The 12,645-nt window shown below is 70.7% G+C and carries 13 protein-coding genes and 1 tRNA gene; 6 read left to right on the top strand and 8 right to left on the bottom strand.

Annotated features, from left to right (window positions below; genetic code table 11):
- The first annotated feature begins 93 nt into the window (after positions 1 to 93).
- Together ACIRST_RS21760 and ACIRST_RS21755 are read left to right on the top strand one after the other, a co-directional pair.
- Positions 94 to 558 (top strand): MarR family winged helix-turn-helix transcriptional regulator, encoded by a 465-nt coding sequence (locus ACIRST_RS21760; protein ID WP_402803661.1) that lies wholly within the window; start codon positions 94 to 96, stop codon positions 556 to 558.
- A gap of 120 nt (positions 559 to 678) precedes the next feature.
- Positions 679 to 2,187: an LCP family protein gene (locus ACIRST_RS21755; protein ID WP_402803659.1), complete on the top strand. Its 1,509-nt coding sequence runs from the start codon at positions 679 to 681 to the stop codon at positions 2,185 to 2,187.
- Positions 2,188 to 2,240: 53 nt separating this feature from the next.
- Here the strand turns inward: ACIRST_RS21755 and ACIRST_RS21750 are convergent, their stop codons facing one another.
- The 6 genes from ACIRST_RS21750 to ACIRST_RS21725 all read right to left on the bottom strand — a co-directional run bounded on the left by ACIRST_RS21750 (position 2,241) and on the right by ACIRST_RS21725 (position 7,360).
- Positions 2,241 to 3,155 (bottom strand): 1-aminocyclopropane-1-carboxylate deaminase/D-cysteine desulfhydrase, encoded by a 915-nt coding sequence (locus ACIRST_RS21750; RefSeq protein ID WP_402803657.1) that lies wholly within the window; start codon positions 3,153 to 3,155, stop codon positions 2,241 to 2,243.
- An 86-nt stretch (positions 3,156 to 3,241) separates the two neighbouring features.
- The gene (locus tag ACIRST_RS21745; RefSeq protein WP_350523958.1) at positions 3,242 to 3,889 is read right to left on the bottom strand and encodes a GPP34 family phosphoprotein; all 648 of its coding nucleotides are present in this window, start codon (positions 3,887 to 3,889) and stop codon (positions 3,242 to 3,244) included.
- Positions 3,890 to 3,927: 38 nt separating this feature from the next.
- Positions 3,928 to 4,170 carry a hypothetical protein gene (locus ACIRST_RS21740; protein ID WP_396549517.1) on the bottom strand — a complete coding sequence of 81 codons (243 nt, stop codon included), beginning with the start codon at positions 4,168 to 4,170 and terminating at the stop codon, positions 3,928 to 3,930.
- A gap of 9 nt (positions 4,171 to 4,179) precedes the next feature.
- The gene (locus ACIRST_RS21735) at positions 4,180 to 5,127 is read right to left on the bottom strand and encodes an SPFH domain-containing protein (RefSeq protein WP_402803655.1); all 948 of its coding nucleotides are present in this window, start codon (positions 5,125 to 5,127) and stop codon (positions 4,180 to 4,182) included.
- Positions 5,128 to 5,235: 108 nt separating this feature from the next.
- Positions 5,236 to 6,663: a glycoside hydrolase family 18 protein gene (locus ACIRST_RS21730; protein WP_402803653.1), complete on the bottom strand. Its 1,428-nt coding sequence runs from the start codon at positions 6,661 to 6,663 to the stop codon at positions 5,236 to 5,238.
- A gap of 229 nt (positions 6,664 to 6,892) precedes the next feature.
- Positions 6,893 to 7,360, bottom strand: a complete 468-nt coding sequence (locus tag ACIRST_RS21725; protein WP_402803651.1) for a transposase — start codon at positions 7,358 to 7,360, stop codon at positions 6,893 to 6,895.
- Positions 7,361 to 7,467: 107 nt separating this feature from the next.
- Between ACIRST_RS21725 and ACIRST_RS21720 the strand changes: the two genes are divergently transcribed.
- Genes ACIRST_RS21720 through ACIRST_RS21710 form a run of 3 tightly spaced genes read left to right on the top strand, consistent with a single transcriptional unit; the run spans position 7,468 to position 10,125 of the window.
- Positions 7,468 to 7,977, top strand: coding sequence for an AidA/PixA family protein (locus ACIRST_RS21720; protein WP_402803649.1), 510 nt, complete (start codon positions 7,468 to 7,470; stop codon positions 7,975 to 7,977).
- A gap of 56 nt (positions 7,978 to 8,033) precedes the next feature.
- A complete protein-coding gene (locus tag ACIRST_RS21715) occupies positions 8,034 to 8,582 on the top strand; it encodes an AidA/PixA family protein (RefSeq protein ID WP_402803647.1) in 549 nt (182 codons plus the stop codon).
- A gap of 55 nt (positions 8,583 to 8,637) precedes the next feature.
- On the top strand, positions 8,638 to 10,125 hold the full coding sequence (locus ACIRST_RS21710) for a hypothetical protein (RefSeq protein WP_402803645.1): 1,488 nt from the start codon (positions 8,638 to 8,640) through the stop codon (positions 10,123 to 10,125).
- Between the two features lie 97 nt (positions 10,126 to 10,222).
- Here the strand turns inward: ACIRST_RS21710 and ACIRST_RS21705 are convergent, their stop codons facing one another.
- Both ACIRST_RS21705 and ACIRST_RS21700 read right to left on the bottom strand, forming a co-directional pair.
- Positions 10,223 to 10,870 (bottom strand): hypothetical protein, encoded by a 648-nt coding sequence (locus tag ACIRST_RS21705; protein ID WP_402803644.1) that lies wholly within the window; start codon positions 10,868 to 10,870, stop codon positions 10,223 to 10,225.
- Positions 10,871 to 11,408: 538 nt separating this feature from the next.
- Positions 11,409 to 11,482, bottom strand: a tRNA-Ile gene (locus ACIRST_RS21700).
- Positions 11,483 to 11,673: 191 nt separating this feature from the next.
- Here ACIRST_RS21700 and ACIRST_RS21695 point away from each other — a divergent pair.
- On the top strand, positions 11,674 to 12,528 hold the full coding sequence (locus ACIRST_RS21695) for a hypothetical protein (RefSeq protein ID WP_350523955.1): 855 nt from the start codon (positions 11,674 to 11,676) through the stop codon (positions 12,526 to 12,528).
- The last annotated feature ends 117 nt before the right edge of the window (positions 12,529 to 12,645 follow it).

Genomic DNA, 12,645 nt, shown 5'->3' with positions numbered 1-12,645 from the left:
CCTTGCGGTTCAGGCACATGAAAGGTTGAGCAACTGAAGTAACGATGGACATAAAAGGTTCACCTTGTCAACTTTTCAGGTAGACTCTGGCGCATGGACACTCAGCCGGTCCGGGACGCCACGCCGCAGCCCGACGAGATCACCCGCGAGGTCGTCGACCTCATGGCCAACCTGGTCGCGCTCTTCCACCGCGAGTACGAGGACGCCGCCGCCGCCCGTTCGCTCACCGGCGCCCAAGCCAAGGTGCTCGCACTGCTGCGGCGCGGGCCGATGCCGATGCGCCAGATCGCCCAGACGCTCAGCTGCGAACCGTCCAACATCACCGGCATCGTCGACCGGCTGGAGTCCCGCGGCTTCGTCACCCGCGAGGCGGACCGGCAGGACCGCCGGGTCAAGCTGGTCGCGGCCACCGACACCGGGTCGGCCGCCTCCGCCGAGCTGCGCGAGTCCCTGAACTTCGCCCGCGAGCCGCTGGCCGCGCTCTGCCCGGACGAGCGGACGGTGCTGCGCGACCTGCTCCAGCGGATGCTCGCGGGCGCCTCCGGCCCCGGCGCGTGACCAGCATCACAGGCCCGACGGGCGACCCGTTCGCCCATCGGGGGTAACCGAACCGCCCCCCGGAACGTCTAACGTTCGAATCATCGAACGCGAGAAACCTGAAGACGGGGGGCACGGAGGATGGGCAGCAGCACGCGCCGGCGCCGGTACCTGCGCACCGCCATCGGCCTGGCCGCCGTTCTGGTGCTGTCGGTCGTGGGTGCCGGAGCCTGGTTCTACCACCGGCTGGACAGCAACATCACCACGTTCGACGCGGGCGGTGTCGCCACCGAACGCCCGCCGGCCCCCGTCCCGGCCAGCCCCGGCGCCTCCGTGCCGGTCAACGTGCTGCTGCTCGGCTCGGACACCCGCGACGACGGCAACAACGCGCTGGGCGGCGGCGACGAGGGCGTCGGCCACTCGGACACCGCGATCGTGCTGCACATCTACGCCGACCACAAGCACGCCGTCGGCGTCTCCATACCCCGCGACACCCTGGTCACCGTCCCGTCCTGCCGGCTGCCGAGCGGCGCCTGGACGACGGCCAAGAACGACCAGATGTTCAACTCCGCCTTCTCCGTGGGCGACGCCCCCAAGGGCAACCCCGCCTGCACCCAGAACACCGTGGAGAAGCTCACCGGGCTGCGGATCGACCACACCGTGGTGGTCGACTTCAAGGGCGCGGCCGCGATGGCCGACGCCGTGGGCGGCGTGGAGGCCTGCGTGCCCAACGACGTCAACGAGTACGGCATCCACCTGAAGAAGGGCCTGCAGAGGCTCTCCGGGCAGTCCGCCGTGGACTACCTGCGGGCGCGCCACGGCATCGGCGACAACTCCGACGTGGGCCGGATGAAGCGTCAGCAGGCCTTCCTCTCCTCGATGATCAAGAAGGTCCAGGGCCAGGGCTTCTCACTGCCCACCCTGCTGCCGCTGGCGGACGCCGCCACCAAGTCGCTCACCGTGGACGAGGGGCTGGGCACCGCGATGAAGCTGGTGGACTTCGCCCGCTCGGTGCAGGACATCAAGCTCTCCGACGTCACCTTCGTCACCGCGCCCTGGCGCTACGCGGGCGACCGGATCCGGCTGGTCCAGCCGGACGCCGACACCCTCTGGAAGCTGCTGCGCGAGGACCGCACCCTGGACGGGCAGAGCACCGCCGGGACGGGACAGGTGACCTCCTCCCCCACCGCCACCCCGGCCGCCGGGACGCCGCTCACCCCCGAGCAGGCCGCGGCGCCGATCACCGTGGTCAACGGCGTCGGCACCCCCGGCCTCGCGGGCTCCGCCGAGCAGACGCTCAAGGGGCGGGGCTTCCTGAACATCACGCTCGGCTCCAACGCCCCGGGGCACCAGGCCACCCGGATCGCGTACGACCCCGCGCTGAAGGCCACCGCCGACCAGGTGGTGGCGCTGTTCCCCGGCGCCCAGGCGGTCGAGGAGCCCGGCTCGGAGGCGATCACCGTCACGCTCGGCGCCGACTACCGGTCGGCCGGCACGCAGATCAACGCGCTGTCCTCCCCGAGCCCGACGCCCGGCACCGCGGCCGACGGCACGCCGGGCACCGCACCGAACGGCGGCATCCCCACCGGCATAGCGGAGAACACCCGCAACGCCGACACCGATCCGTGCGCCAACCTGACCTTCGGCTGACCGGCCCGGCAGCGGGCCGACCGGGCCCGGCTGCCCGGCTGCCCGGCCCCCGGCTATTCGGGATCGGGCAGCCCGGTGACCACGGCGGTGAGGCGGGTGCCGGGCGGGAAGGCGCCCGCCCCGGCCAGGTCGGCCAGCGCGGCGAGCAGCTTGGCGACGTAACGCCGCTCCAGCGGGACGCCGTGGCGGCGCTCGAACCGCTCGGCGAAGGCCGCCAGCTCCGCCGGGACCCTGCCGTAGCCGCCGCCGTGGTGCGCGTGGTCGATCCGCCAGTTGTCGAACCCGCGGCCGTACGCGGCCCGGTGGAGCCGGGTGACCTCCGCCTCCAGGTAGCCCTCGCCGCCGCGCAGCACGGCCACGCCGAGCGCCCGTGCGCCCGGCGGCAGGCCCGCCGCGATGCCCGCCAGGGTGCCGCCGGTGCCGACCGGGCAGCAGACCACGTCGCGGGCGCCCAGATCGGGCAGTTCGGCCGGGATCTCGGCGGCGCCGACGGCGGCCAGGGCGTTGGAACCGCCCTCCGGGAGCACCAGGCAGGGGCCCCAGCGGCGCTGCAGCCCGTCGTCCGTCCCCCGGCCGAGGCCGGCCCGGCCGGTGGCCTCCCGGTACGCGGACCGGGTCAGGAACTCCAGCCGCATCCCGGCCGCTTCGGCGGCCCGCAGCGACCAGTTGCGCGGCCGGTCCACCAGTTCCTCACCGCGGACCAGGCCCACGCTCTCCAGCCCGAGCGCCCCGGCGGCGGCCGCGACGGCCCGCAGGTGGGTCGAGTAGGCGCCGCCGAAGGTCAGCAGCCGGGTGTGGCCCCGCTCGACGGCGGCGGCCAGGTTGGGCGCGAGCTTGCGCCACTTGTTGCCGGGGACGCTCGGGTGCAGCAGGTCGTCCCGCTTGAGCCGCAGTTCCACCCCGGCCCGGGCGAACGCCTCGTCGGTGCAGTCCACCAGCGGGGTCGGCAGCAGGGCGGGTTCGAGCACCCGGCCAGCTTACGGGCCCCGGCGGGCCGTCCGGACGGCACGGAGCCCGGCCGCCGACCGGCGACCGGGCTCGCGGGAGAGGCCGGTCAGCCCCCCGCCGCACCGTCGGCGCGGGTGGCGTTGACGGCCCGGCGCAGCGCCCGCGGGACGGGGCCGGCTGCGGGGGCCAGCTTGTCGATCCGGGCGCGGAACTCGCGCCGCCCGCTCCAGGTCAGGACCGTGCCCAGCTGGGCCGCGTCGACCAGGGCGACCAGGGCGGCGTCCGCCGGGTCGACCCGGCTGAGCGGGCCCTTCAGCGCCGAGCCGACCGACGCCACGAGCGACTTGCGCAGCCGGGGCTCCGTCAGGACGACCCTGGTGGACGGGAACAGTCCGAGCAGCCGGCGCGGCTCGACCCGGATCCGGCCAGCCGCCGCCAGGCCGTCCCGGACCACCCGCGCGGCGCGGGCGGTCGGGCCGCGGTTCCGGCCGACCCAGCTCTGCCAGCTGCGCCGCCGCTCCTGCCGGATCTGCTCCAGCAGCGCGGCGCTGAGCGGGTCCAGGCCGTCGGTCGGCCCGCCGGCGACGGCGGCCGGGTACCGGCCGTCCTCGCGGATCAGTCCGCGCCGCAGGAGTTCGACGAGCGCCGCCGCCCGCACCACCAGGTCGAGCCGGTCGGTGGCGGTGAGCCGCTCGCGCTCGGGGTGGTAGGCCAGCAGGTACAGCTTCTCGGGAAGGGTGGCGGACAGGTCCATGTCGGTCTCCGAAAGGTGTTCGCGCGCCCGGCCTCCGGTCAGCTCTCGTCGGAGCCGCCGGGCTCCGGACCGTCCTCGGCCGGGCTCTCCTTGGGCGGGCGTCCGCGCCGGGGAAGCCGGTTCGCGCCGCTGGGCATCCGGCCCGCGTCCGTGAGGGCGCGGCGGAGCAGGAACTCGATCTGCGCGTTGGTGCTGCGCAGGTCGTCCGCAGCCCATCTGGCGAGTGCGTCGTGAACTGAAGGGTCCAGTCGCAGCAGGATCTTCTTCCGTTCCGTCGCCACTGCCGCGCCTTACTGGTAGAGGGAGCCCGTGTTGACGACGGGCTGGGTGCCGCGGTCGCCGCAGAGCACCACCAGGAGGTTGCTCACCATGGCCGCCTTGCGCTCCTCGTCCAAGTCCACCACGTCGCGCTCGGCGAGCCGGTCCAGCGCCTCCTCGACCATGCCGACGGCGCCCTCGACGATCAGCTTGCGCGCCGCCACCACGGCCCCGGCCTGCTGGCGCTGCAGCATCACCTGGGCGACCTCCGGCGCGTACGCGAGCCTGGTGATCCGGGACTCGACCACCCGCACGCCGGCCGCGGCGACCCGGGCCGCGATCTCCGCGGAGAGCTTGCGGGCGATCTCGTCCGCGCCGTCCCGCAGCGACAACTGGCCCTCGTGGTGGGCGTCGTACGGGTAGCTGGTGGCGATGTGCCGTACGGCCGTCTCGGTCTGGATGGCGACGAAGTCGGTGTAGTCGTCCACCTCGAACACGGCCATCGCGGTGTCCTCGACCTGCCAGACCACCACGGCGGCGATCTCGATCGGGTTGCCGTCCGCGTCGTTGACCTTGGTGGTCTCGGTCTCGTGGTTGCGGATCCGCAGCGAGATGTGGCGCCGGCTGGTGAACGGGTTCATCCAGGTCAGGCCCTCGGCCCGGATGGTGCCCCGGTAGCGCCCGAGCAGCTGCACGACCCGCGCCTGGCCGGGCGAGACCACCGTCAGCCCGCACAGCAGCACCGCCGAGGTGATCACCAGCAGCGGCCCGGCGACCACCAGAGCGGCGCCCAACCCGCCGTTCCCGTTGGTCAGTTGGACCACGCCGGTGATGAACGATGCGACCCCCGCGACCAGGCCGAGCAACGCGCCGAAGAGCACCGGCAGTCCGGCGGCCCCGGTGATGAGCCGTTCGGTGATCTTCGGCACCGGAAGATCGATGGCGGGGCCGTCCTCGACGGCGGTGTGCGGTGTGGTCACGGGACCGACTCCCCCTGTGCGTCCTGTGCCGCGCGAGTGCTCGCGTCAGCTGTCAAAGTGATATCACTTTTCCTGACGCCGCAACAGGGGGAGTCCGGACCGACGCCGTCAGACGCCCTTCACGCCGTTCGACGGGGGCTTCTGGCCGTCCAGGCCGGCCCGGATGTGCTGGGTGAGGATCCCGGTGTGCTCGTCGTCGCCGTCGAGCGAGAAGGCCATCACGCCGCCGAGCTTCTGCTCCTTGGCGTACACGGCCTTGCGGTAGGCGACGCTCGGGTCGTCGTAGGTCCAGAGGACCTTGTCCTCCTTGCTGTACCGCCAGGCGTGCTCGGGATTCCCGGCGGCATCCTTCCGGTAGTGGACGGGGTACCGCGTGGCGTCGAGCCTGGCGATCTCGCGGTAGTCGTCGACGCCCGCCTGGTACTTCCCGGTGGCCGCGCCGCCCGCCGAGTTGAGCATTCCGTCGCCGTGCTCCTGGCCCACGTTCGACCAGCCCCGGCCGTAGTACGGGACCCCGATCGTGAGCTTCGAGCGGGCACTCTCGCCCGCGGCCTCGATCCACATCTCGACCGAGGCGTCCACGGAGAGGTGGTCGGTGGTCGAGGAGCGGAGCGCGGACTGCTGGTTCGTGGTCTTCTCCCACGCCCCGTGGAAGTCGTAGCCCTGGATGTTGCCGAAGTCGAGGAGCTTCATGACCTCCGCCGCGTCCCAACCGGCCTTCATGATCTCCGGATCGGCCGGCAGGAACGCCGTCAGCAGGTACTTCCCGCCACGGGGCGGGAAGTCCTTCACCAGCTGCGGATCGTCCAGCTGCTTGCGGAACTCCTTGAGGAGCGCCAGGAAATTCGCCCTGTCGTGCTCCTTGTCGACCTTGTTCCCGTGGAGCCCCTTCTCACTTCCGGGCCATTCCCAGTCGATGTCGACGCCGTCGAAGATTCCCGCCGCGACACCCGATCCGTGGAACTGTTCCGTCAGGGTGAGCTTGCCCGTCTGCCAGTGCTTCGTCCAGATCGGACTGGGCAGGTTGCCCTTGATGAAGAGGTCGATGCAGGACCGGACGAGCTCCTCCCTGCCCGCCCCGGTCGAAGCGGCGGCCGACCAGTTCCGGCAGAAGGTCCAGCCGCCGAGCGAAACCAGCACTTTCAGGTGCTGCCGTTTCGCCTTGAGCAGCTTGAGCTGGTTGAAGTTCCCCATCAGGGTCTGCGCCCCCCAGCCCGGGTCATCCGCCCCGATCGACGGCTTCTTCTGCTCGGCGTTGAACGGGGTCAGGTAGTCCGCACCGGCGTCTCCGGCGTTGATGTACCCGTCCGCCTCCTCCTGCTTCTTGTCGTCGAATGACCGCACCTCCTCGAAGAAGCGGTACCCCTGGTACCCTTCGGGGTTCGTTTCACTCACCGGCAGATCGCCCGAAGTGATGTTCTGGTAAGCGTAGTTGAGAATCGTCAGCCGCTCCGCGATCCCGTTGTCGTCAATGGTCCTGGGAAAGACCTGACGTCCGTAGATCGACCACTGCGTGAAGTAGCCGATGAATTCCATCTCTTCCTCCGTGGAATGGGCACGCCGACGGATCCCCAGCCGACCGGACGTGGACGAGGGCCGAAGTGGCCGGGCGGCACGCCGGTTTCGGAGCCGCCGAGGCATCCTTCCCGGCGACGTGCGAACCGCCCGGCATTTCCTCGCAACTCCGCCGAAAAGACCAATGCCCCGGCGTCGGCGCCCACTTCGGCCGGCCCACCGCGCCATTGCGTAGCATCACTGCTACCGATCATCGAGGATTGGGACAACTCACCCGTTCAGGTTGACCGTTGGACTCGAATCCCGTTTCTTTTGGCCGCCCGCACCCCCACCGGCCGCCGATCGTGTCCGCGACATGGCGCACCCACTCCGCATCACCGGACTCCCCCAGCTCCTCCGAGGCGATGCGGCCCAGCCGCTCCCACACCCCGGCCCGGCTCCACTGGGCGAACCGCCGGTAGACCGTCTGCCAGCTCGGCCCGAACAGCCGCGGCAGCTCCCGCCAGGTGCAGCCCACCGTGGCCACGAACACGATCGCCGCCAGCACCTCACGGTCCCCTGCCCGTCGCCTGCCGCCGCCCTGCGGCCTGACCACTTCGGCGGGCCGCACCACCTTCCCGAACGCCTCCCACAGCACGTCAGGGACAAGACGCGCGGCAAGACTCATCAGATCGTCCCCAGACAGCTTGGCCACCATAAGAAACACGGCCAACGCCATGACCCCACGAGCCCGGCCAGTAGCGTCATTTTCGACGGCTCGAACAGCGACCCGCCAGCAGGCTGGAGACAGCCTACTACGTGCACACACGATCAGGAATGGTGCAGATGTCAGGCCCTGAAGTCATCAACGTCCTCATCGCGTTCAACGCGGACGACATCCTCAAGGATTACCCGCCGACCGGCTCCACCCCGGAAAATCCGAAGACGGTCCCGGCGGACGACAAGTACATCTACATGATGGTCAAGCAGGCCAATATCATCGGCAGCTCCGGAGCCAACCTGAACCTCTCGGCGAAGGTCGGTGACGTGATCCGCTGGCGCGAGACGACGTTCTCGTTCGACGCCAACTACAGCGCCCTGCTCTACAAGTACGTGGGCAGCGACGAGAAACTGATCAGCCCTCCCAACCACCTGACACCCGACTCCAACCTGCCGTACCTGACCGGCCAGGCGGGCGATCCGTCCTTCAAGTCCCAGACCGTGACGGGCCACTACTGGAGCGCCGAGGTGCTCAGGAAGGGCGAGGAGTTCTACCACTTCTCCTTCGAGATCATCAGCCGTGAGGGCGAAGCCCTGGGCTACTACAGCTGGGACCCGAAGCTCACCGTCAAGTAGCGATCCACTCCCGCTGCCTGGCCGGCGCCCGTCGGCCGGGCAGCGGCATGACCCCGATGAGCCTGGAGCACAAGGTGTCGACCACGAGCGAAAGCCCCACCCGTCCGAAGGTCATCGACATTCTCGCGGTATTCGATGTCGCTGCCATCCTCGGGAAACACGAGAACCCGTCCCAGAACAGCGACGACCCGACCGAGATCGAATCTGCCGACATCCATCCGTTCAGTCCCCGAGGGGGTGCGGTGAGCGAGTTCGGCGAACTCGTGCTGGAGGCCGCACCGGGTGATTACCTGCGGTGGCGCGCGACCGCTCTTCCGTTCGACGACGAGTACAGCGTCCTGATCTACCGCTGCTTCGACGGATCCGGGGCGACGTCGGAATTCGAGCACCTCCTGAACCTCGTGCTGCTGCCCCGGCTGAAGGGCGACCCGCACGAGGAAGGGGGATTCGATACGGAACTCGCGACCGACCAGGTCTCGGCCATGCGGCTCGCGGCGACCGGCAACCCCTTCGTCCGGCTCGACTTCGAGATCATCAAGGGCGACGAGGTGGTCGGCTACTTCAGCTGGAACCTGGGGCTCATCATCCCGGTGCCCTCCCCGTAGGACGCGGACCCGCGCCATCGCGGCCCGTACGGCAGCCACGACCACCAGGAGACCGATGTCCACTACCGTCTTCCCCATCGTCGAAGCGTTCGACCAGCCCGCCCCGCGCCACAAGTGGACGCTCCTGGGAACGGCGCGGATCACCGACGGCCTGGAACTGACCTCGGACGAGGGGCAGCAGATGGGTGCCGCCGTCCTGGAGGAGTCCTTCCGGTCGACCGCCGACGTCGTGATCGACTTCGACTTCATGACCGGAACCCTGTCCGCGACCGGCGCGGCGGGCAACGGCTTCTGCTGCTATCTCTTCGACGCCTCGGCGAAGACGACTCCAGGCGCCCACGGTCCCGCCCTGGGGTACTCCTTCCTCCACCGGGGCGGGACGAAGGAACCCGGCGTGAGCAAGGGCTACGTGGGGATCGGATTCGACAACTCGGGGGACTTCGCCACCGAGCAGGCCGGCGAGGGCGCGATGCAGGACCCGCAGCCCGGCCTGGTCGGCGTCCGCGGCCCCGGGGACCTGCACGAAGGGTTCCCGTGGCTGATCGGGACCCAGGTCCCGGGGGGCTTCCACGGCGGCTGGCAGGACGGGCTGCGCGCCCGGATCGCCCTGATCGCCGGGCAGCTCACGGTGACCCTGTTCGGCAACGCGCATCCGAAGGGCGTCGTGGTGATCGACCGCGTCGGCCTGGCCACGGAGTTGCCGACCTCGTTCAAACTCGGTTTCTCGGCCGGCACCGGAACGGCGCGCGCCGTCCACCGCATCCGCAACCTCCGCGTGTCCCTGCCGGTCGAGGTCCCGCTCCTCCTGTCCGGCCCGGAGACGTCCGCCTGGGGTGACACGGTCCACTACACGGCGACGGTGGTCAACCGGGGCCCCAACGACTGCCCCGACGTGATCGTGAAGGGCCGGTTCCCCGCACACGTCCACGGCCTGCACCTGGTCTGCACCTGTTCCGGGCGCGCCACGAACGGCAAGGGGACGGTCCACGGGCGGGACTTCAGCCAGCCGGTCTCCCTCCCGGCCCCCGGCAACGGGCCGGAGAGCACGGCGACCATCACCCTGCAGTGCACGATCGACGACGACTACCTCGGCGACGACGTGCTCTGCACCGCCTCGGTCGGCACCGCCTCCTGCACCAACACGGCCGAGAAGACGACGGATTCGGTCCGGACGACGGTCGTCGAGACCACCATCACCCCCACCTACCGGCAGATCCAGAGCTGGCAGGACGGCCAGGTGTACGTCATCACCTACGAGATCACCCTGGCGGCGGTCGAGCGCAAGGTCACCTGGTGGCGGCTCTGGTTCGGCGGGCTTCCGGAGCACAGCGGGCTGCACAACAAGCAGGACCTGTGGGTGAAGGTCAACAACGACGGCTTCGACGGGAAGGACGTCGACCTGGAGAGCCCCCCGAACTCGACGATCAAGGAGGGCGATCCGCTCACCCTGAGGCTCCAGGTCGGCTACCCGTCGAAGGAGGCGGCCGGCGAGGGGGAGCTGACCGGTCTGCGGGCGCATGAGCGCCAGGTCGGGCCCGAATGACGGCCCGCGCCACGACGGAGCCCCGTTCCCGGCTGTCGTCGGGAACGGGGCTCCGTCCTGGTGCGGCGGCAGGTGCCGGCCGCGCCCGGATTCCCTGCTAGACCTGTTCGAACCTGCTCTCCTCCCTGATGAACTTCAGGGTCACCGGCGTGCCCGCGGAGAGCTGCACCTTGCAGACCGGACCCCAGGCGTTGACCGAGACCGTCGCGCTCTCCTTGTGGCCCGTGAGGTAGACGTACACCGTCTCGTGCGGTGTGAACTGGAGGATCTCGCTCCCGCCGCCAGGGACGATGATCAGCGGGGAGTACCCGGGCTTGATGCTCGACTTGTCACTGGAGGCCTCCTGGGTGATGCCGAACTGGAAGAGCTGCTTCGAGGTGTTCTTGATCCAGTACGAACCCTTCTCCGCCTTGCTGTCGCTCTTCTTGAAGATCGATCCGTTGAACTCGTAGACGACACCGTCCTCGGCAGGGGGCGGAGGGGTGTGGAGGACCGAGGACTGGCTGATGTGAGCCCCCTCGGCGACCGGCGTGGTCGAGGCGTACACCGAGTAGCTGGCCTCCCAAGTGATCTTGTTCTCGTTCAGTGGGGCGAACACCTGCCAGGCGACGTTGGCGGGATTCACGGTCGAGATGTCCACACCTGTGTTGACCTGCTTGGCGATCGCGACGCGCTTCTTGTCCTGGTTGGTGATCCAGTCGGCATCGTCTTCGGGGTTGATGTTGAGCTCGTACGCGCTTGCCATGGACCCTCCTTGAGGTCTGCGGGGATTCGGCCCTGCGCACCTGCGGCCACCCCGACGAGCAGGAGCGGGCCGTCCGGCGCCATGTCCGGCGCCTCAGCGATACGTATACCAACGACCTAGGATGGGGAAGACCCCACACTCCGATCGGCACCCGATCGGCCCAGCCGATCAACCCGAGCCGCCGCACCCGGGCCCCGTCGGAGCACAGTCGGCCGGAGCGCGCCAACTCGCCCGTGGGGGCCGAGGGTTCGGACTCCCCTCGACCCGGCGGCACAGGGGCCGCCCCGGGCCCGGAACTTGCACCGGTCGCATCGTCGGCACGGCCACGTGGACGGCGAGTTGTGCGGGGTGGCGTCGAACGAGGATTCCGAGCGCCCTGCGCGACCCCGGAGGGTCGCGGGCCGGCCGGTCCCGGGGATTCCCCAACGCGGGTGAACCTCGGCGCGTAATCGACACGGAGGGTGCCTGCGCGCGTACAGTCTGTTCTCGCCGCGCCGCACGGCCCGTCGGCCGAGGGGCCGCACGGGGGTGGGAGAAGTGGGGCGGGTGGGACTCGAACCCACGACCAAGGGATTATGAGTCCCCTGCTCTAACCGGCTGAGCTACCGCCCCGGTTCGCCGCGCGCGCCGGTCGTCGGCCACGGCAGCAGCAGACGGCCCCAGCGAGGCCGTCTCGGGCAGCATAGCCGGTCGATCACCCGTGGTGCGCGCCGGGGGCGCACCTGGGTGCGGGACGGTGCGCGCCTCTCCGGGCGGCGCAGCCCGGCTGGCGGCGCGGCGCCCCTCCGGGGCAGCCTGGGCGGATGACGACACGTAGGGCGGGGGCGGCGGCCGGCGCGTTCGCGGCGGCGGTGCTGGCCGTGGCGGGCTGCACCACCTCGGCCGGGCCCGGCGGGGGCGTCCCCACAGTCACCTCGGCGCCGGCCACGACCGCCTCGGGGGACAGCCACGGCTGGAGCAGGCAGCGGCTCAGGAGCGCGGTCGCCCGGCGCACCGGGGTCACCCGGACCGCCAAGCCCACCGTGCTCAACGGCCTGGTCGGCGCGGTGTTCACCCGCAACGCCGACGGCGACCACTTCTGCACGGCCAGCGTGGTCGACAGCGCCGGGCTCAACCTCATCGTCACCGCCGCCCACTGCGTCTGGGACCCGAAGCTCGGCCAGCGCAGCGACCTGGTCTTCGTCCCCGGCTACCGGGACGGGGACACCCCCAGCGGCGTCTGGCCGCTGCTGGCGGTCACCGTCGACGACGACTGGAAGGACCACGCCGACCCGGACGCCGACGTCGCCTTCGCGGTCGTCCAAGCCCAGAACGGGCAGCAGGTCCAGCAGGTGCTCGGCGCCAACCGACTGGGCGTCAACCGCGGCTACCGGCTCCCGGTGAAGGTCACCGGCTACCCGGGCAGCAGCGACGTCCCGATCACCTGCTCGAACACCACCTCCGAGCAGAGCCCCACCCAGCTGCGGATCGACTGCCCCGACTACACCGGCGGCACCAGCGGCAGCCCCTGGGTCACCGACTTCGACCCGGCCACCAGGACCGGCACCGTGGTCGGCGTGATCGGCGGCTACCAGGAGGGTGGCGACACTCCGGACACCTCGTACAGCAGCTACTTCGGCGACCGCGTGCAGGCGCTCTACGACCGCGCCACCGGCTGACCGGGCCGACGCCGGGCACCCGACGGTGGCGCCGCCCCGCACGGCCTGGTAGATCTTCCTCACGAACGGCGGAACGCACGGCCCCGGTGCCCGCCCCGAGGAACGAGACGGAGCCCC

This window comes from Kitasatospora sp. NPDC101447 (assembly GCF_044767225.1).
Taxonomy (GTDB): domain Bacteria; phylum Actinomycetota; class Actinomycetes; order Streptomycetales; family Streptomycetaceae; genus Kitasatospora.
This window is presented reverse-complemented; position numbering and strand designations above follow the sequence as displayed.

Bases quoted from the DNA above. Each gene is read 5' to 3' on its own strand.
- ACIRST_RS21760 (WP_402803661.1), top strand. From the start codon at position 94: ATGGACACTCAGCCGGTCCGGGACGCCACGCCGCAGCCCGACGAGATC.
- ACIRST_RS21725 (WP_402803651.1), bottom strand. From the start codon at position 7,360: ATGGCGTTGGCCGTGTTTCTTATGGTGGCCAAGCTGTCTGGGGACGAT.
- ACIRST_RS21730 (WP_402803653.1), bottom strand. From the start codon at position 6,663: ATGGAATTCATCGGCTACTTCACGCAGTGGTCGATCTACGGACGTCAG.
- ACIRST_RS21715 (WP_402803647.1), top strand. From the start codon at position 8,034: ATGAGCCTGGAGCACAAGGTGTCGACCACGAGCGAAAGCCCCACCCGT.
- ACIRST_RS21745 (WP_350523958.1), bottom strand. From the start codon at position 3,889: ATGGACCTGTCCGCCACCCTTCCCGAGAAGCTGTACCTGCTGGCCTAC.
- ACIRST_RS21710 (WP_402803645.1), top strand. From the start codon at position 8,638: ATGTCCACTACCGTCTTCCCCATCGTCGAAGCGTTCGACCAGCCCGCC.
- ACIRST_RS21755 (WP_402803659.1), top strand. From the start codon at position 679: ATGGGCAGCAGCACGCGCCGGCGCCGGTACCTGCGCACCGCCATCGGC.
- ACIRST_RS21695 (WP_350523955.1), top strand. From the start codon at position 11,674: ATGACGACACGTAGGGCGGGGGCGGCGGCCGGCGCGTTCGCGGCGGCG.
- ACIRST_RS21720 (WP_402803649.1), top strand. From the start codon at position 7,468: ATGTCAGGCCCTGAAGTCATCAACGTCCTCATCGCGTTCAACGCGGAC.
- ACIRST_RS21705 (WP_402803644.1), bottom strand. From the start codon at position 10,870: ATGGCAAGCGCGTACGAGCTCAACATCAACCCCGAAGACGATGCCGAC.